Genomic DNA, 17,677 nt, shown 5'->3' with positions numbered 1-17,677 from the left:
CCCCCACCCCCCGTCGGACCCCGGACATGAGTCGGAGCTGTGCGCTGACCCTTTCCCCCTCCGGATCGGAGGTCAAGGGATGTCGGCCGTGGTCACCCCCGTGGGGTGACCACGGCTCAGGACGCCGGGGTCCAGGTCTGGATCTCGGCCAGCCCCACGTCGGTGGTGAGCAGGCTGACGGAGGTCACCGTGAAGGTCATCCGGGTGACCGTCCGCGTGCTGAACGAGACGGTCGTGGCCGCACCCGAGTTGGACAGCGACGGGACCGAGACCTGGCTGCCGCTGGAGAAGGTCAGCGTGCCGCCGGTGATCCGGTCGGACAGGTTCGGCCGGTCGTAGAGCACGACCCGGTCCAGGGTGACCGGCGTGGCCCAGGTCAGGGTGAGGGTTGCCCCGCGGCCCCCGCCGTTGGTCACCCACTCCGCCGTCGGGTTGGCGGGCGCCCCGGCGGCCACGCCGTCCACCGCCTTGGCCGCGCCCTGGCCGGCCGCGGTGTTCTGCGAGGAGGCCGTGACCGACGCCACCCCGGCGACGTTCTGGGCAACGACGGGTGCCGCGGTCGCCGGCGTCCAGGCCTGCAGCTCGGAGAGGCCGACGTTCTTCGTCGCCGAGCTCACCGAGGTCACCGTGAAGGTCAGCCGGGTCACCGTCCGGGCGGCGAAGGACACCGTGGTCGCGGTCCCCGCGTTGGCCAACGAGGGCACCGTGACGGAGGTGCCGTCGGAGAAGGCCAGGGTCGCCCCGGTGACCTGGTCGCTGGCGTTGGGACGGTCGTACAGGACCACCTTGTCCAGGGTGACCGGGGTTGCCCAGCTCAGGGTGAGGGTGCTGCCGGTCCCGCGTCCGTCGGTGGCCCACTCGGTCGTGGCGTCACCGGGGTACCCGCCCACGACACCGTCGACGGCCTTCGCCGCGGTCTGCCCGGTCGAGGTGTTCTGCGAGGACGCGCTGACGGCGGCCTGACCGGCCACGTTGCGCGCAGCTGCCGTGCTCGTCGTGGTCGGAGCCGCCGTCGTGGTCGGAGCCGCCGTCGTGGTCGGAGCCGCCGTCGTGGTCGGAGCCGGCGTCGTGGTCGGAGCCGGCGTCGTGGTCGGAGCCGGCGTCGTCGTGGGAGCCGTGGTCGTCGCCACCGGGGTCCACGTCTGGATCTCCGACAGCCCCACGTTGCTCGTGCTGGCGCTGACAGCGGTGACGGTGAACGTCAGCCGGGTGACCGTGCGCGCCGTGAAGGACACCGTGGTGGCGGTCCCGGAGTTGGCCAGCGAGGGCACGGTGACGGAGGTGCCGTCGGAGAAGGCCAAGGTCGCCCCGGTGACCTGGTCGCTGGCGTTGGGACGGTCGTACAGGACCACCTTGTCCAGGGTGACCGGGGTCGTCCAGGTCAGGGTGAGGGTGCTGCCGACACCACCGCCGTCGGTCGCCCACTCAGCGGTGTAGTCGTCCGGGAACCCCGAGACCACGCCGTCGACCGCCTTGGCGGCCGTCTGCCCCGTCGAGGCATTCGCCGAGGAGGCCGCGACCGAAGCTCGACCGGCGACGTTCGTCCCCGGCGTCGGCGTCGTGGTCGGAGCCGGCGTCGTGGTCGGAGCCGGCGTCGTGGTCGGAGCCGCCGTCGTGGTCGGAGCCGGCGTCGTCGTGGGGGCCGGGGGTGTGGTCGGGGCGGGTGTCGAACCGGACGTCCAGGTCTGGATCTCCGCCAACCCGACGTTCTCGGTGGTGGGGCTGACCGACGTGACGGTGAAGCGGACGCTGCTCGTCGTGCGGGCGGGGAAGGTGATCGTGACCGGCGCCCCGGCGTTGTCCAGGGCCGGGACGGCGACCGTGGTGCCGTCGGTGAACGTGAGCGTCCCGCCCAGGACCTGGTCGGCGAGGTTCGGGCGGTCGTACAGCACGACGGTGTCCAGCTGGAACGGCTCGGCCCAGTTCAGCTGCAACGAGGTCCCTGCGGCGCCGGAGAAGCTGGCCCACTCTGCGCCCGAGTTGTCCGGGTACCCGCTGACGACGCCGTCGACGGCCTTCTCGGGGCCCTGGCCAGGCCTACCCGACGATGCGCTGACGCTGGCCAGCGCGGCCACGTTGCCGGTGCCGGTGCCCACCGTCGGGTGCACCTGGCTGGCGAGGTAGTTGCGGGTGATCCAGCGCTCCTCGTTGCGCCCTTGGCAGGCATCGATGCTGCCGCACACGTTGTCGTCGTGCTGGGCGTAGACGAACTGCGCGTTCCGCTTGCGCGCCAGGGCGTCACCCGCGACGTTGGGCGCGAGGGCCTCGGCGGGGTACCCGGCGTAGCTGACGAGCTGGGCAGAGGGGACGGAGGACGCGCGGGCCTGGGTCGCCAACCGGGCCACCGTGTAGTGGTCGCTGTGGTCGCCGCCGCCGAAGTTGCCCACGTTGTCCAGCGTGCGGACCACGTCCGCGGAGAAGGACGACATCACCGCGCCGAGCGTCTGCACCAGGCTGGACACGGTGTAGGTCTCTGCCGGGGTGTCGACGGTCGTGAGAGAGCTGATCGCGCCCGTGTAGAGGGACTGGAGGCTGGTGTACCCCGAGCTCGAGGTGCCGCTGCCGTCGGGGTTCCCGTCGGGCAACCGGAGGAAGGTGAGCACGATCTGCGGAGCGCTCCGCAGGGTCGCCTGGGTGAGCGTGTGCCCGGCGACGACGGTCGTGCTGGTCGACCAGCTGTTCTCGACCCCGGCCATCGACGCGTAGGCGGCCTCGATCCCGGTCTCGCGCCCGCGGGAGTAGCTCGTGCCCCGTCCCGCGTCGCCGGAGGTCACGAACACCGTCGCCACGCATGTGCCGGCGGCGATGTCGGCCTGCACGGCCGGGTTGATGAAGAACAGGTCGTCGTCGGGGTGGGCGACGACGTCGACAGTGCACCCGGACGCCGCAGCGGCCGGCGTGACCGACCCGGCGACGGCCAACCCGCCGACGAGCGCGAACGCGACCACCGCGGCGAGCCGACGGCCAGCCCGCTGGGCCGAGGCCCCGCGTGTCCTGACCCCGAGGGTCGTCATCCTCGCCAACCGACGCACGTGTTCCTCCATCACCTACTGCCCCGCTCGGGGCGTGACGGAAGGTAGCGGGCGAACGGAGCAGAGTGCATCGCTTGCCACCTGAACTGGTGATACGGAGGTGTCTCTTCTGCATGCGTTCGAGTGGCGTCACGGTGCGTGGTCGTTCGGCGTCGTGGGGGTCGGTCGGCGGCGACCGAGGTCGCGGGTGGAGACCCGGACGGCGGCCAGCAGCCCGACCGCGGCGAGGCCCTCCCCGCACTCCTCCACCCAGGTGGCCAGATCGGCGACCACGGAGCCCAGCGGAGCCAGCACCACGGTGACGGCGGCGAGGCCGACGCTGGCCAGGGCGTACAGGCCGAGCCAGGTGACGACGACCGTCCGGGTCTCCCGGCGCACCCACCGGCCGGCGACCAGCACCGTCAGCAGCCCGACCAGGCTGGTCACCACGAAGAGCAGCTGGATGTCGATGCCCGGCAGCAGACCCGCGAGCCGGCCCTCGACCAGGGAGTGCAGGGAGGTCTGCTTGGCGACGGTGAGGGCGGCGCACCCGGCGCCGAGGACCGCCCACCACACGGCAGCTCCCCCGTGGCCGGCTCGGCGGAACCCGCGCAGGCAGCCCAGCGCGGCGACGGCGAGCAGTCCGGTGATCAGTGCGCGCGGGACCGACCCCAGCGCGTCCATGTCCCACCGGAGCGCCCAGGAGCCGGCGACCTCGCTGCAGGAGCCGACCGCGCAGGCGCGACGGACGACCAGCCCGGTCGTCTCGGCCAGGAGCACCGCACCGGCCAGGACCGTGACCACCCGCGTGGGTGGCCGCACCGGCGCGACCAGCGAGGCGAGCAGCAGCTCCCGGGTCTGCGCCCAGGTTCGCCCGCCCGGATCGCCGGCCCGACGACCTGCACCGGTGATCGGCGCGGTGGGGGCGATCGGGGACGGCTCGGGGTGCACCAGGTGGGTCTCGACCTCCCCGGACCGCCGGTTGAGCACCCGCCGGCACACCTCACCCGTCCGGGCGACCGCCCGGGACGTCGGCGACACCTCCTGCCCGACCCGGCCGTAGGTTCATCGACGACCACGACAGGGGACCCCATGGACCACGATCTCCAGCCCGACGAACTGGACGATGAGCTGCCCGACGAGCAGCCGCCCCGGCGGCCACGCCGCCGGGTGCTGCGACGCGCGCTCCTGGGCCTCGGGGTGCTCACCGCGGTGCTCGCCCTGCTCGTCGCCGGGGGCGCCTGGTACGTGACCGACCGCTACGCCGGCAACGTCGCCCGCGTGTCCGACGTCTTCGACGGTCTGGACGAGTCGTCCCGGCCCGCCGAGGCCACCCCCGTCACCGCGACGACGGCGGCTCCGGTGACGTTCCTGCTCGTCGGGTCGGACACCCGGGCCGACATCGTGGCCGGCGAGCTGCCCGACGCCCGGTCCGACGCGATCATGGTCGCCCGGCTCTCCGGCGACCGCCAGCACGTGCAGGTCATCTCGATCCCCCGCGACTCGTGGGTGGACATCCCCGGCTACGGCATGAACAAGATCAACGCCGCCTACGCCTACGGCGGCCCCACCCTGCTGATCCAGACCGTCGAGGCCGTGACCGGCGTGCGCATCGACCACTACGCCGCGATCAGCTTCGACGAGCTCATCTCCATGACCGACGCGTTGGGCGGGGTCGACGTCGACGTCGCCACGACCACGTCCAACGGTCCGTACACGTTCACCGCCGGCCCCAACCACCTGGACGGCGACATGGCCCGCTGGTACGTGGGCCAGCGCTACGACCTGCCCGGCGGCGACTTCGACCGGGTCAAGCGCCAGCAGAACTACCTGCGCTCCATGTTCGGCAAGCTGTTCGCCGCCGGCACGTTCACCAGCCTGGACCAGATCGACACCGTGCTGACCGCGGTCACCGGCTCCATCGCGGTCGACGACACCCTCAGCACGACCGACCTCCTGCAGCTGGTGCTGTCCGCCCGGGGCATCACCCCGGACGGCATCGACTTCTTCACCGCGCCCGTGCTGGGCACCGGCACCGAGGGGGCGGCCAGCGTGGTCTACCTCGACGACGTGACCGGGGCCCGCATGTGGGGCTACCTGCAGACCGACTCCCTCGGCCAGAACGCCGACGAGTTCACCGACGAGGCGCTGGGTGACGTCGTCAACTGACCGCGGCACCGCTCCGGCGCCCGCCGACCTGCCGGTGGACCGGCTCTCGATCGCCTGGGTGGTCGCCGGGGGCGAGGGCTACGGCGTCGCCCGCAGCGTGGTGAACCTGATGACCGAGGTCCGCGGGCTCGGGGCCACCGTCACCTGCCTCAGCGCCCGGGCCGGCGAGACCTCCGAGGAGGTGGCCGCAGCGGGGTTGCCGCTGACGGTGCTGGACCTGCCCGACCCGCCCTACATATCCCGCCGCGGGCCCGGGGCGCTCCGGGACGCCGTCCGGTTGCTGGCGTGGATGGTCTCCTTCGTCCGGGTCGCCCGCCGGCACCCGGCCCTGGCCGGGGTGACGCACCTGCACGTGGTGTCCCCCGCCCTGGTGCCGGCCGGGGCGATCACCGCCCGGTTGCTCGGGGCGACCTGCGTGTGGGAGCTGACCCGCCCGGTCCGGGACAGCGCGCCCGCCCGGCTGGCCTACCGCCTGCTGGCCCGGGTGCTGGACGTGCACGTGCTGGCCAACAGCCGGTCGACGCTGTCCTCCCTCGGCGTGCACGGCGGCCGTCCCGCGGCCGACGTGATGCACCTGTCGGCCGCCGACGTCTTCGCCACCGTGCCCGACCTCGTCGACGCACCGCTGCGCGCGGTATGCATCGCCCGGATCGCCGAAGACAAGGCGCAGGACCTCCTGGTGGAGGCACTGGCTGACCCCCGGTTGGCCGACCTCGCGCTCGACCTGGTCGGCGGCTCCCACGACCCGGTGTTCCAGGACCGGGTCCGGGCGCTGGTCGCCACGAGCCCGGCCCGCGACCGGATCCGGCTGCTGCCGGCCAGCGACCACCCGGAGACGTTCCTCGCCACCGCCTCCCTGGCCATCTGCGTCAACCGCGGGGTGGAGTCGTTCGGGCTCAGCGTGGTCGAGGCGATGCGCGCCGGGCGGCCGGTGGTCGCGACCAGCAGCGGCGGGCCGTCGGAGACGGTCGTGGACGGCGAGACCGGCTGGCTGATGGACACCCTCGACACCGCCGCGCTGGCCGACCAGCTGGCGACGGTCCTGGACCAGCGACCCGCCTGGGCGCAGATGGGTCGCGCCGCGCGCCGACGGGCCGAGGATCGCTTCAGCCCCGCGGGGCAGGCCCGGCGCTACCTGCAGCTGCTGGCCCGGCCGTGAGGCAATGGGTGGCCAGCCGGCTGCAGAACCCGGTCGTCGCCCTGCTGGCGAAGGCCGCGGGCTGGAACGCGGTCTCCCAGCTGGTCACCAAGGTCGCCATGGTGGTGTTCACCGTCGTGGCCAGCCGCGTGCTGGGCGTCAGCGAGCTCGGGTTCCTGTTCACCCTGCAGGGCGCGATGCTCCTGGTGGCGGCCGCGGCCGACGCCGGCACCAGCACCTACATCCAGCAGCAGCTCGCCGGGCGCGAGAGCGGCTCGGCGGCCGTGGCCTCGCTGGTGACCCTGCGGCTGTGGCTGGCCGGGGGCGTGGCCGTGGGGTGGGTCGTGGTGGCCCAGCTGCTGTGGGACCTCTCGGTGGCCGAGGTCGTGCTGGTCGCGCTGGGCGGGCTGGCCTTCTCCGCCTCGCTGTTCGTCCAGGCCGTGCTGGGCTACCTGCACGAGTTCCGGGTGGTCAGCGAGGCCCTGTTCGCCGGCCGCCTGGTGCTGTGCGTGGCCGCACCGCTGGCCTTCGTGCTGGACGGCGCGGTGCTCGTGCCGTTCCTCCTGGGCGGCCTGGCCGGGGCCGAGGTCGTGACCCTGCTGTACTCGCTGTGGCGGGTCCGCACCCGGCTGGACGGCGTCCGGACCGCGTTCGCGAACCGGCCCGGTGACCGGCGGGCGCGGATGCTGCTGGCGATCCGGGCGTCGGCGCCGCACACCCTCAACAGTCTGATCAACGTGGTGGTCAACCGGGCCGACGCCCTGCTGGTCACCGTGTTCGCCGGGCTGACCGTGGCCGGTCTCTACGCCCCGGCGTCGCAGCTGCAGAACGCGCTCGGCGGGGTGCTGGTGCTGCTGGCCGCGGGGGTCATCCCGGCGGCCCGGCTCGGTGCCACCCGCGAGAAGGGCATCGACAACTCCCGCCGCGCTGCGCTGCTGTCTTCCGGCATGGGCCTGGGGCTGCTGCTCGCCGCCGCGCTGGTGCTGTCGGTCAGCGCGGGGTGGTGGGCCCCGCTGTTCTTCGGCGAGCGGATCGGGGCGGACCCGATCGCTTTCCAGATCCTGCTGTTCTCCCTGCCGATCGCGGCCGCCGGGGTGCCGCTGCAGGCCCTCGCCGTCGCGCGGGGACAGGCCTACGGGCTGACCGCCGTCCAGTTCCTGGCGCTCACCGTCTGCGTACTGGCGCACTGGCAGCTCGACGCCCGATTCGGCGCGGCAGGCGCTGCCTGGGCCTCGCTGAGCCGTGAGCCGGTGCTCCTGCTGGGCAGCCTGCTGCTGCTCCGCCGGGGTGACCGTCGCACCGCCCGGGTGGACCCCGCGGTCACGACGCCGGCCTGACCGGGCCTAGCTGTACTGACCGGAGAGGTTGTTCAGGCGGGTGATGGGCGGTCGGGATCCGGTCGCGGTGTGGGGCCGGTGATGGTTGTACTCGTGTAGCCAGGCCGGTAGTGCCTTACGGCGTGCGGTCTCGGTGGTGAACATCCGGCCGTAGGCCCAGCCGTCGGCGAGGGTGCGGTGGAAGCGTTCGATCTTGCCGTTGGTCTGCGGGCGGTAGGGCCGGGTGCGCTTGGGGGTGATGCCCAGCTCGGCGCAGGCCTCGCGCCATGCGTGCGAGCGGTAGGCCGACCCGTTGTCGCTCAAGACCCGTTGCACGGGGACCCCGCGGGCGGCGAACCAGGCGGTGGCGTTGCGCAGGACGGCGATGGCGGTGGCCGCTGTTTCGTCGTCGTGGATCTCGGCGTAGGCCACGCGGGAATGGTCGTCGATGACGGTGTGCACGAACGCGGTGCCCATCTTCGGGTTGTGGTGCGCGTTCTTCGGCTTGCCCGGGGTGGCGGCGCGGTGCTTGTCGCCTTGTGGGCGGCCGACGTAGCGGTGACCGCCGCCGTCGGGGATGTTGCCCAGCTTCTTCACATCGACGTGGATCAGTGAGCCGGGGTGGTCGTGTTCGTAGCGGCGGATCGGCTCGCCGGTGGCGCGGTCGACGTGGGAAAGCCGGTTGAGCCGGCAGCGCACCAGCACCGCGTGCACGGTGGAAGCCGCCAGCCCCAGCCGGCCGGCGATCTGAACCGGGCCCAGGCGCTTCTTCCACCGCAGGTGCACGATCTTGCGGACCACCGGCGCCGGGGTGCGGCGCGGGCAGTGGTGCGGTCGTGAGCTGCGGTCTTCCATCGCCGCGGGCCCGCCCACCAGGTAGCGGTCGGCCCACTTGCGGGCCGTGGGTGCCGACACGTTGAACACCGTGGCCGCGTAGGCCGGCGTCCAGCCCTGCTCGACCACCGCCCGAGCCAGTCGCAGTCGGTGCTTGGGGGTCAAAGCGGCGTTAGCGTGGGTCACGAGGACCTCCGGAGTCCGGGGAATGGGTGCCTTCAGCAGCTCCACTCCACGTCCGGAGGTCCTCCCTCCACAAGATCCTCAGTCAGATCGAGTGGTCACACGCCCGAGAACAACGTCTCTGGTCAGTACACCTAGCGGGAGACCGTCACCGGGATCCGGCAGAGGGAGTGGCTGTCGTCCTCGCCCTCGCTGATGGCGAGGTACAGGTAGGAATCCCGCCCGGTGACCTGGTCGTTGGGCGCCCCGGGGCTGAGCAGGGTGCCGTAGGCCACGAAGGCCGCGCCGGCGACCGAGGGCGCGTCCAGGCCGAGGAACTGCACTGCCTCGGCCCAGTCGGTGAGCGTCGTCGAGTGGGTCCACCAGAAGCCGTCAGCGGTCTGGAACACCAGCAGGTACCGCTCGAGGTGGGTGTTCCAGCTCAGCGACGGCCCGCCGGCCACGACGGTCACGTCACCGTCGCCGGGGCGGGTGACGACGGCGGTGCTGGCCCCGCCGTCGCCGGGCGTGGAGAAGGCACCGTCGTGCCACTTCTGCCAGGCCGCCGGGTCGTCGACCGCGTCGAGCGGGGCCCGCGCCAGGTGCAGCTCGTCCGGGGTAGCCAGGTTCCAGTCGATGTAGAGCACGTAGACGTACCCGCCGGCCACCAGTGCGCACAGCGATCCGGCGCCGACGACGTCGCGGGGTGCCGGCTGGTCGTCCCGGGGCACCTGTCCGGTGATGACGGCGCCCCGGCGCTGCCAGGTGAGCCCGCCGTCGGACGACCAGGCAAGGCCGATCGTGGCGTAGTAGGGGGAACCGTCGTTCGTGACTCCGGCGAAGGTGTGGTTCTCCCCGTGGTAGACCAGCCAGAGCCCGCTGCCGTCGGCCGCTGGGAAGACCGATCCGGGGCCGCAGTAGTCGCTGTCGAGGGCTTCCGTGCCGCCCACCGGCGCCAGGACGGCGACCGCGTCCCGGCCGTCGAGCTCGGCGGGCCGGAACCGGACCAGGTCGGGGCTGTCCACGGCCACGGTGCTCCCACCACCACCGGAGACCAGCCCACTGGCGAGCCACACCCGGTAGCCGTTGTCCGTCGCGACGTAGGTGGTGTGCCCGTCCGGGAAGTTCACCATGCCGTAGTCGCCCTCGGCGAGCAGCTGCTCCCGCTCGTCACCGGCGCGCAGACCGGGCCCGGACGGGGCCGGGGTGGACACCGGGCCGGCGGATGGGTCCCGGGTGCACGCGGCGAGCACGGCGGCCAGACCGGTCGCGGCGGCGGAGGCCAGCAGGGCCCGGCGGGTCAGCACCGGCCCAGTATCCCTGGTTGCAGCCGGACGCGGCGCCGACGCGGTGGTCAGCCGGCGCGGCGGCCCAACGCCCGGTAGGACCAGCCCGCGGCCTCCCACACGTCGCGGTCCAGCGCCTGCCGCCCGTCCAGCACGGCCTTGCGCGCCACGACCCGGCCGAAGGCGACCGGGTCGAGCTCGCGGAACTGCTTCCACTCGGTGAGCACCAGGACGGCGTCGGCGCGCTCGGCGGCCTCCTCGGCGGAGTCCACCACGTCCAACTGCGGCCAGGACCGGCGGATGTTGTCCCCGGCCGCCGGGTCGGTGACCCGCACGGTGGCGCCCTGCAGCTGGAGCTGGGCGGCGACGTTGAGCGCCGGGGAGTCGCGGATGTCGTCGGAGTCGGGCTTGAACGCCGCCCCCAGGACGGCGATCCGCTTGCCCAGCAGCGAACCGTCGCAGACCTCGCGGGCCAGCTCGACCATCCGGATCCGGCGGCGCATGTTGATGTTGTCGACCTCGCGCAGGAAGGTCAGCGCCTGGTCGGCGCCCAGCTCCCCGGCCCGGGCCATGAACGCGCGGATGTCCTTGGGCAGGCAGCCGCCGCCGAAGCCGAGGCCGGCGTTGAGGAACTTGCGGCCGATCCGGTCGTCGTAGCCGATCGCGTCGGCCAGCTGCTTCACGTCGGCACCGGTGGCCTCGCACAGCTCGGCCATCGCGTTGATGAAGGAGATCTTGGTGGCCAGGAACGAGTTCGCCGCGGTCTTGACCATCTCTGCGGTGGCGTAGTCGGTGACCACCTGGGGCGTGCCGTCGGCCTCGATCGAGGCGTAGACCTCGTCCAGCAGCGCCCGGGCGGTGTCGCCGTCGGCGCCGGCGGGCAGGCCGTAGACCAGCCGGTCGGGGTGCAGGGTGTCCTGGACGGCGAAGCCCTCGCGCAGGAACTCCGGGTTCCAGGCCAGCAGCGCACCGGGCGCCTTGCCGGTCACCAGCTCGGCCAGCCGCGCCGCCGTCCCGACCGGGACGGTGGACTTGCCGACGACCAGCTCGCCGGGGGCCAGCACCTCGATCAGCGACTCGGTCGCCGACTCCACGTAGCGCAGGTCGGCGGCGTACTCGCCGCGCTTCTGCGGCGTGCCGACGCAGACGAAGTGCACCTTCGAGCCGGCGGCCTGCGCCATGTCCGGGGAGAACCGCAACCGCCCCGAGGCCAGCGAGGACTGCAGCAGCTCCTCGAAGCCGGGCTCGTGGAAGGGCACCCGGCCGGCCGCGAGCAGCTCGACCTTGGCGGTGTCGGTGTCGATGCCGACGACGTCGTGGCCGAGCTGCGCCATCGAGGCGGCGTGCACGGCACCGAGGTAGCCGCAGCCGATCACCGAGAGCTTCATGGGACCCCTGTCGTCGTCGGACGCCAACGGGTCCATCCTGTCAGGCCGCGGTGCGCGTCCTCGGCGTCGGGACGGCGCGGGCCAGCAGCGCGGCCGTGGTCGGCGAGACGGTGCACCGGCCCTGCCCGGGGAACGCGGCGCAGACGCCGGCCAGCGGGGCGAGCAGGGCCGGGATGAGGGTGACGACGGTGGTGTCCATGGTCCTGGGGTTCTCGGCAGGACCGACCAGGAGGTGGAGCCGAATCACCCGTTGGCACCCCGCTGCGGAGCTCCCGACTGCGCGCCGCACGGCATGTACGCAGGTGTGCCGGCAGCGGGACATCGACCCGGTGCTGCTCGACCGCGCTCCGGCCTGCTGAGGCGCTGGGCTCAGACCTCGATCGGGGTGGGCACCTCGACCTGGTCGGCGGGCACCGTCCAGTCGCGCCGGGCGTCCGCCACCCGGACGGCGCCGCCGACGAGCAGGGCCAGGAGCAGTCCCCCCAGGACCCAGGCGGCCAACAGCGCGATGATCACGAGGAGACCATCGGTCGTGCGCGGCCGGAGCTGAAGACCCCGGATGGGCGGTCTCCATTTCACCCGGTGACGGTCAGTAGGCCCCGGAGCCCCGCAGCACGGCGCCGACGGTCTTCCACAGGATCATGAAGTCGAAGGTCAGCGACCAGTTCTCCACGTACCGCACGTCGATGCGCACCGAGTCGTCCCACGAGAGGTCCGAGCGGCCGCTGATCTGCCACAGGCCGGTGATGCCGGGCTTGACCAGGAAGCGGCGGTGCATGTCGAAGCCGTACCGCTCGACCTCGGTGGGCAACGGCGGGCGCGGGCCGACCAGCGACATGTGGCCGCGGAGCACGTTCAGCAGCTGGGGCAGCTCGTCGAGGGAGTACCGGCGCAGCACCTTGCCCACCCGGGTGACCCGGGCGTCGGTCTTCTGCTTGAACAGCACGCCGTTGCCGTCGTTGCCCCCGGCCAGGTGGTCGACCATCGCGTCGGCACCGGCGACCATCGAGCGGAACTTGAGCATGGAGAACGTCTGGCCGTCGCGGCCGACCCGCTCCTGCCGGTAGAACACGCCGCCGCGGCTGGTCAGCCCGACGGCGGCCGCGACACCCAGCAGCACCGGCAGCAGGGCGAGCAGGGCGAGCGCCGACACCGTCTTGTCGACGGTGTCCTTGGCGACCCGGCGAATGCCGCGCAGCTCGGGGCGCTCCATGTGCAGCAGCGGCAGGCCGCAGACGGGGCGGATGCGCACCCGCGGTCCGACGATCTCGGTGACCGCCGGGGCGAGCAGCAGCTCGGCGTTGGTCTTCTCCAGGTCCCAGCCGAGCCGGCGCAGCCGCGGCCCGTCGAGCTCGGGCGAGGGCAGGACGGCGACGGTGTCCACCTCGAACCGCTCGACCACGGCGACGACGTCGTCCAGGCCGCCGAGCACCGGGATGCCGTCGAACAGGCTCTGCGCCGGCAGGTGCTGGCCGCCGGGCAGGAGGCAGCCCACGACGGAGTACCCGTGGTACTTCTCGCGCTCGATCTGGCGCTTGAGGGCGCCGACGCCGTTGCGGTGCCCGACCAGCACGGCGGTCTGCAGGAACAGGCCGCGGCCCCGGGCGCGGTGCAGCCGGGCCCGGAGGACGTAGCGGGTGAGCAGCGTGGCCACGGTCGCCAGCGGCAGCGCCACGACCACGAAGCCACGGGCCAGGTCGAGCTTGAGCGCCCAGGAGACGGTGCCGACGGCGGCGAGCATGAGCATCGCGGCGAAGAAGACCCGGCGGAACTCCTCGGCGCCGATCCAGAGGAAGCGCTGCTCGTAGCTGCGGGCGACCAGCATGGCGCCGACCCAGGCCAGCGGGAGCGCGGCGACGATCCAGAAGGGCACGTGGCCGGGGTCCAGCGATGCCGGGCCGAACCGCACGGCCCAGCCGACGAGGGCCGACACCAGGGCGCAGAGCACGTCGGCGAGCACGATCTTGCGCACGTAGGTGGACTGCCACGAGCGGCGGGCCTCGGTGCCGGGGCCGCGCAGCCGGGTGGTGGCGAACAACCGGCGCCGATCGGTGGCCGGGGCGAGGGCGGGCAGGTCGTCCCGCGTGTCGAGCATGGCCACCGTGCGCACCCCCGTGCGGTACCGCTCGGGGCGGACCGCCCAGAGCTGAGAAGACTTCCGCCAGGAACCCCGTCGTCCACTCGGCTGGGTGAAAACCTAGCGGGGCACGGGTGCTACGCGGAAGGACCTCGGACACCCGAACGGGTGAATCGGCCCACGTCGATTCCGCAACTGTGACGTGCGGTGACGGACAAGCAGGATCCGATTACCCGCTGCGGTCGGGCGACGCCGGCAGCACGCCCGTGATGCCCTGCAGCACGGGGAAGAGGGCGTCGGCGATGTCGTGGCCGACGGCGGTGTGCACCTCCGACGGACGTCGGTAGGGGTCGGGGACGTCGGTGGCCCCGCTGCTCCCCCGCCACTCGTTGCGCCGCCGGGCCAGCGCGGCGACGAGCTGCACGCCGCGCTCGTGCACCGAGTCGGCGGTCGGCAGGTCCTCCGGCGGCAGCAGCTCGAGGACGGCGGCCGCCTCCCGCAGGGTGAAGGTGCGGCGCAGGGCCCGCGGGGCGCGCTCGAGCACGACCGCGCGGTGGCTGCGCTCGAGGGCGAGCACGAGATCGGCGTGGTCGGTGAGCGCCGGGCTGAAGGAGCGGGCACGGAACCCCTCGGCGGACCCACCGAGCTCGGCGAGCACCGCGGCGGCCTCGCCGTCCATCGCCCGGCCCACCAGGGCACCGATGCCCGCGCTCTCCGCGGTGAGCTCGGAGGTGCCCACCTCGGCGGCGAAGGCCGTGGTGAGCCGCTCGGCCAGCGGGGACCGGCAGATGTTCCCGGTGCACACGAACAGCAGGTGCACGGGGTCAGCCCCGCCGGGACCAGGCGACCACGCCGACGACGAGCAGCAGCACGACCAGCGGGACGGCGACGGCCAGCCAGACCGAGACAACCAGGAGCAGACCGGCCAGCACCACGGTCAGCACGGCGATCAGCACGACCATCAGCGCCACCGCGACCCAGCCGAGCCCGGTGAGCACAGGTCGCCCCTCGCGCGCCGGGTCGGCCGCGGCTCGGGCCACGGCGCCACCGGAGACCGCCCGCCGGAAGCCGCAGACCTTGCAGCGCTCGTAGACCTTCTCGTGCGCGTCCCAGAACGGGTTGACCTTGGCCAGGCCGGTGCGTGCGTCCCGCGAGCGCATCAGCCGGAGCTCGGTGCGCTCGCAGCGCGGGCAGCTGACCGCGTCGCGCGAGAGCTGCACGCGCACCCGGTCCTTCACCCCGTCGTCCATCCGGCCATCGTCGCTGGTCAGCGCGCTGTCCGCCAAGGCGGGCGACGGATCGACGCGCCGGAGCTACCCGTGAGGGTGACGTCTCCCAGCGTGACAGGCCACCATGGAGCCCGTGGCAGACAGGAAGCGAAGGCGGACCATCCTCGGCTACTCGGAGATCCCGTGCCCGCACTGCGGTGGTGGACCACTGGTGCTGACCTCGTCGCGGTACGCGAAGCGGCTGCGCGACGTGCCCAAGCCGCGCTTCGACGCGAACGTCACCTACCGCGAGGTGTGCCAGGCCTGCCGGATGCGCTTCCCGATCAACCCGGATGCGCGTCAGCCGGCCGCGCGGTCGACCGTGCTGGCTGCGGCACCGACCCCGCTGTTCGCGGGCACCGAGCCGGACCCCGCCGAGGACGACGCGCGGATCCGCCCCGCGACGCCGATCCGGTCGACCAAGCCGACTCAGGCCGCGTTCTTCACCGACGACGACGAGCTCGACGACTGAACCCGTGCGGGCGCCGTGACCGGTGCCCACAGCTCGGCGGCGAACTCGGGCTGCACGAAGGCGCGCAGCAGCCGGCCGAGGCGCTTCTCGATCACCTGGGCGACCTCGACGTGCGCCTGAGCGGGCTGGCCGATCGGGTCGGGGACGTCGTCCTGGCCGGGTTCGGTGACCCGGTTGCGACGTGCGTCGGCCAGCAGCGCGACGAGGGCGCGGGCGTGCGCCTCCCCGTCGCGGGCCAGCGGGGCGACGACCGGCGGCAGGGTGGCGAGCAGGCCGACCGCCTCGCGGAGGGTGAAAACCTTGCGCAGGCCGCGCGGGTACATCGAGAGCACGGTGGCGCGCTGCTCCTCGGTCATCGTGATGACGACGTCGGAGTCGACGAGCATCTCCTCGGTGAGCTGCTGGGCGACGTGGCCCTTGCTGGGCACCCCCCGGTTCTCCAACGCCCGTCGGGACGCGGGGTGCATGGCCGAGCCGACGACGGCGGCCGTGCCGGCGCTGGCGACCTCGATCTGGTCGGCGTCACCCGGCAGCCAGTCCTGCAGGCCACGGCGGGTCATCCGCTCGGCGACGGCGGAGCGGCAGATGTTCCCGGTACAGACGAAGGTCATGCGCACGGACGGAACGGTAGGGACCGATCAGTCACGTGGTGTGACGACACGCATTTGTTGTGTTGTGACGTGCGGACTTTCGGGGTCGAGTGCCGCCCTGTCCCGGGAGTCCCACCGACCCCACCCGTGTCGGTCACATCGCCACAGGTGCCCGGGCCCCGGCTGTGCGATGGTGCCAACATGCGCCGAGCTGCCCTGGTCTGCCTGCCCACCGCACTGCTGGTGGCTGCCTGCAGCACGACCGTGGCGGGCAGCGCCTCGCCCGCCCCGACGACCGCGGCGTCCCCGTCGTCGACCTCGTCATCGGCACCTGCGGGGCCCAGCGGTACCGACGACCCCTCCGACGACGACCTGAACCGGGCCCGCAACCTGGTCGACGAGCTGTACGCCGGCCTCAGCTCGTCCACGGAGGGCGGGCTGGCCGCGTACGCCGACTTCCTGGCCACCCACAACCACCCCGAGTTCAGCTTCGGCGGCCCGGAGTGCCTGACCTTCCTGCAGGGCCTGGGCCTCACCGACACCTACCGGGCGCTCTACACACCGGACCTCGTCGAGCTGGACGTCGACCCCGGCTGGCAGGTGCCCGACGGCCGGTACGCGGGCCTCGCGCCCGACGGCGACGTCTACTCCGTGCCGATCACCGTGGACGAGGCGGATACCGCGACCGGCTCCACCGGTTCCTACTCGGCCACCGTGCACGCCGCCGTGCTCGACGACGAGGCGTTCTTCTTCCAGCCCTGCGAACCCTGACCAGCGTCCCCGTCGGGGTCACGGGCGGGCGACCGTGCAGGTCAACCCCCTAGCCTGAGGCCTTCCGACGGGGAGGTGGACGACGCATGGCCAGGTCTCGCGAGCACGGTCCCGATGCCGACGAGCTGTTCGGCGACGAGGACGACGTCGCCACGCCCGCCGCCCGTCCCCGCCGGCGGTCGGTGTCTCCCGTCCGGCGGCTGCTCGTCGGCCTGGGTGTGCTGACCGTGGTGCTGGCGCTCGCCGTGGCCGGCGGCGCCTGGTTCCTGACCGACCGCTACGCCGGCAACGTGGACCGGGTGGCCGGGGTGTTCGACGACCTCGACGAGGCCGAGCGCCCGGCGCCGGCCACCCCCGCGCAGCCAGCCGCCACCGTGGCCGACCCGGTGACGTTCCTGCTGGTGGGGTCGGACACCCGGGCCGAGATCGTGGACGGCGAGATCCCCGACGCCCGGTCCGACGCGATCATGCTGGCTCGGTTGTCGGGCGACCGGCAGCACGTGCAGGTGGTCTCGATCCCCCGCGACTCGTGGGTGGACATCCCCGGCTACGGCATGAACAAGATCAACGCCGCCTACGCGTTCGGCGGGCCGAGCTTGCTGATCCAGACCATCGAGAACCTGACCGGGGTGCGCATCGACCACTTCGCGGCGATCAGCTTCAACGGGCTGATCTCGATGACCGACCAGCTGGGCGGGGTGGACGTCGAGGTAGCGGAGACCACGACGAACGGCCCGTACACCTTCACCCAGGGCCTCAACCACCTCGACGGCGACATGGCCCGCTGGTACGTCGGGCAGCGCTACGACCTGCCGGGCGGCGACTTCGACCGCGTGAAGCGGCAGCAGAACTACCTGCGCTCGATGTTCGGCAAGCTGTTCGCCGCCGGCACGTTCGACAGCGTGGGCCAGATCGACTCGGTGCTGCAGGCGGTGACCAGCTCGATCGCGGTCGACGACTCGCTGAGCAACGCCGGCCTGCTGGAGCTGGCGCTGTCGGCGCGCAGCCTCACCCCCGGCGGGATGGACTTCTTCACCGCGCCGGTGCTGGGCACCGGCACGGAGGGCGCGGCCAGCGTGGTCTACCTGGACCAGGCGACCGGCGACCGGATGTGGGGCTACCTGCAGACCGACTCACTGGGCCAGAACGCTGACGAGTTCAGCGACGAGGCCCTTCCCGCCACCCCGCGGTGACG

Annotated in this window: 17 protein-coding genes; 6 read left to right on the top strand and 11 right to left on the bottom strand. The window is 72.9% G+C overall.

All coding sequences use genetic code 11. From position 1 onward, the window contains the following. Positions 1–116: 116 nt before the first annotated feature. Positions 117–2,948, bottom strand: a complete 2,832-nt coding sequence (locus tag LFA75_RS13910; protein WP_225234221.1) for a DUF7402 domain-containing protein — start codon at positions 2,946–2,948, stop codon at positions 117–119. Positions 2,949–3,161: 213 nt separating this feature from the next. Continuing rightward, complete coding sequence (locus LFA75_RS13905; protein WP_225234220.1) at positions 3,162–4,001, bottom strand: hypothetical protein; 840 nt, start codon at positions 3,999–4,001, stop codon at positions 3,162–3,164. Positions 4,002–4,103: 102 nt separating this feature from the next. On the opposite strand from LFA75_RS13905, the gene LFA75_RS13900 reads away from it, so the two are divergent. The 3 genes from LFA75_RS13900 to LFA75_RS13890 are packed head-to-tail and all read left to right on the top strand — an operon-like array spanning position 4,104 to position 7,655. Next, complete coding sequence (locus LFA75_RS13900) at positions 4,104–5,180, top strand: LCP family protein (RefSeq protein WP_225234219.1); 1,077 nt, start codon at positions 4,104–4,106, stop codon at positions 5,178–5,180. After that, on the top strand, positions 5,164–6,339 hold the full coding sequence (locus LFA75_RS23865; RefSeq protein WP_263639379.1) for a glycosyltransferase family 4 protein: 1,176 nt from the start codon (positions 5,164–5,166) through the stop codon (positions 6,337–6,339). Before LFA75_RS13900 ends, LFA75_RS23865 begins: the two co-directional genes overlap by 17 nt. Beyond that, on the top strand, positions 6,336–7,655 hold the full coding sequence (locus LFA75_RS13890) for an oligosaccharide flippase family protein (protein WP_225234218.1): 1,320 nt from the start codon (positions 6,336–6,338) through the stop codon (positions 7,653–7,655). Before LFA75_RS23865 ends, LFA75_RS13890 begins: the two co-directional genes overlap by 4 nt. Before the next feature lie 6 nt (positions 7,656–7,661). Here the strand turns inward: LFA75_RS13890 and LFA75_RS13885 are convergent, their stop codons facing one another. From LFA75_RS13885 to LFA75_RS13850, 8 genes are all read right to left on the bottom strand, one after another. Further along, positions 7,662–8,654 (bottom strand): IS481 family transposase, encoded by a 993-nt coding sequence (locus LFA75_RS13885; RefSeq protein WP_225236063.1) that lies wholly within the window; start codon positions 8,652–8,654, stop codon positions 7,662–7,664. A gap of 131 nt (positions 8,655–8,785) precedes the next feature. Next, positions 8,786–9,937 carry a hypothetical protein gene (locus tag LFA75_RS13880; protein ID WP_225234217.1) on the bottom strand — a complete coding sequence of 384 codons (1,152 nt, stop codon included), beginning with the start codon at positions 9,935–9,937 and terminating at the stop codon, positions 8,786–8,788. 47 nt (positions 9,938–9,984) lie between these two features. Further along, positions 9,985–11,304, bottom strand: coding sequence for a UDP-glucose dehydrogenase family protein (locus LFA75_RS13875; protein WP_225234216.1), 1,320 nt, complete (start codon positions 11,302–11,304; stop codon positions 9,985–9,987). A 40-nt stretch (positions 11,305–11,344) separates the two neighbouring features. Further along, positions 11,345–11,503, bottom strand: coding sequence for a hypothetical protein (locus tag LFA75_RS13870; protein ID WP_225234215.1), 159 nt, complete (start codon positions 11,501–11,503; stop codon positions 11,345–11,347). Positions 11,504–11,673: 170 nt separating this feature from the next. Continuing rightward, entirely contained in the window at positions 11,674–11,820 is a 147-nt protein-coding gene (locus tag LFA75_RS13865; RefSeq protein WP_225234214.1) for a hypothetical protein, read from the bottom strand. 73 nt (positions 11,821–11,893) lie between these two features. Beyond that, on the bottom strand, positions 11,894–13,399 hold the full coding sequence (locus LFA75_RS13860) for a sugar transferase (protein WP_225234213.1): 1,506 nt from the start codon (positions 13,397–13,399) through the stop codon (positions 11,894–11,896). Positions 13,400–13,610: 211 nt separating this feature from the next. After that, positions 13,611–14,201, bottom strand: a complete 591-nt coding sequence (locus tag LFA75_RS13855) for an arsenate reductase/protein-tyrosine-phosphatase family protein (protein WP_225234212.1) — start codon at positions 14,199–14,201, stop codon at positions 13,611–13,613. A gap of 4 nt (positions 14,202–14,205) precedes the next feature. Next, positions 14,206–14,631 carry a hypothetical protein gene (locus LFA75_RS13850; RefSeq protein WP_225234211.1) on the bottom strand — a complete coding sequence of 142 codons (426 nt, stop codon included), beginning with the start codon at positions 14,629–14,631 and terminating at the stop codon, positions 14,206–14,208. 190 nt (positions 14,632–14,821) lie between these two features. On the opposite strand from LFA75_RS13850, the gene LFA75_RS13845 reads away from it, so the two are divergent. Next, entirely contained in the window at positions 14,822–15,121 is a 300-nt protein-coding gene (locus LFA75_RS13845; RefSeq protein ID WP_225234210.1) for a hypothetical protein, read from the top strand. Here LFA75_RS13845 and LFA75_RS13840 read toward each other — a convergent pair. Beyond that, complete coding sequence (locus LFA75_RS13840; protein ID WP_225234209.1) at positions 15,079–15,732, bottom strand: arsenate reductase/protein-tyrosine-phosphatase family protein; 654 nt, start codon at positions 15,730–15,732, stop codon at positions 15,079–15,081. The two genes, LFA75_RS13845 and LFA75_RS13840, sit on opposite strands and share 43 nt — an antisense overlap. Before the next feature lie 180 nt (positions 15,733–15,912). Here LFA75_RS13840 and LFA75_RS13835 point away from each other — a divergent pair, with 180 nt between their 5' ends. Both LFA75_RS13835 and LFA75_RS13830 read left to right on the top strand, forming a co-directional pair. Further along, positions 15,913–16,482 carry a hypothetical protein gene (locus LFA75_RS13835; RefSeq protein ID WP_225234208.1) on the top strand — a complete coding sequence of 190 codons (570 nt, stop codon included), beginning with the start codon at positions 15,913–15,915 and terminating at the stop codon, positions 16,480–16,482. Positions 16,483–16,568: 86 nt separating this feature from the next. Then, on the top strand, positions 16,569–17,675 hold the full coding sequence (locus LFA75_RS13830) for an LCP family protein (RefSeq protein WP_225234207.1): 1,107 nt from the start codon (positions 16,569–16,571) through the stop codon (positions 17,673–17,675). Positions 17,676–17,677 lie beyond the last annotated feature (2 nt).

This window comes from Klenkia terrae, assembly GCF_900491935.1.
Lineage (GTDB): Bacteria > Actinomycetota > Actinomycetes > Mycobacteriales > Geodermatophilaceae > Klenkia > Klenkia terrae.
This window is presented reverse-complemented; position numbering and strand designations above follow the sequence as displayed.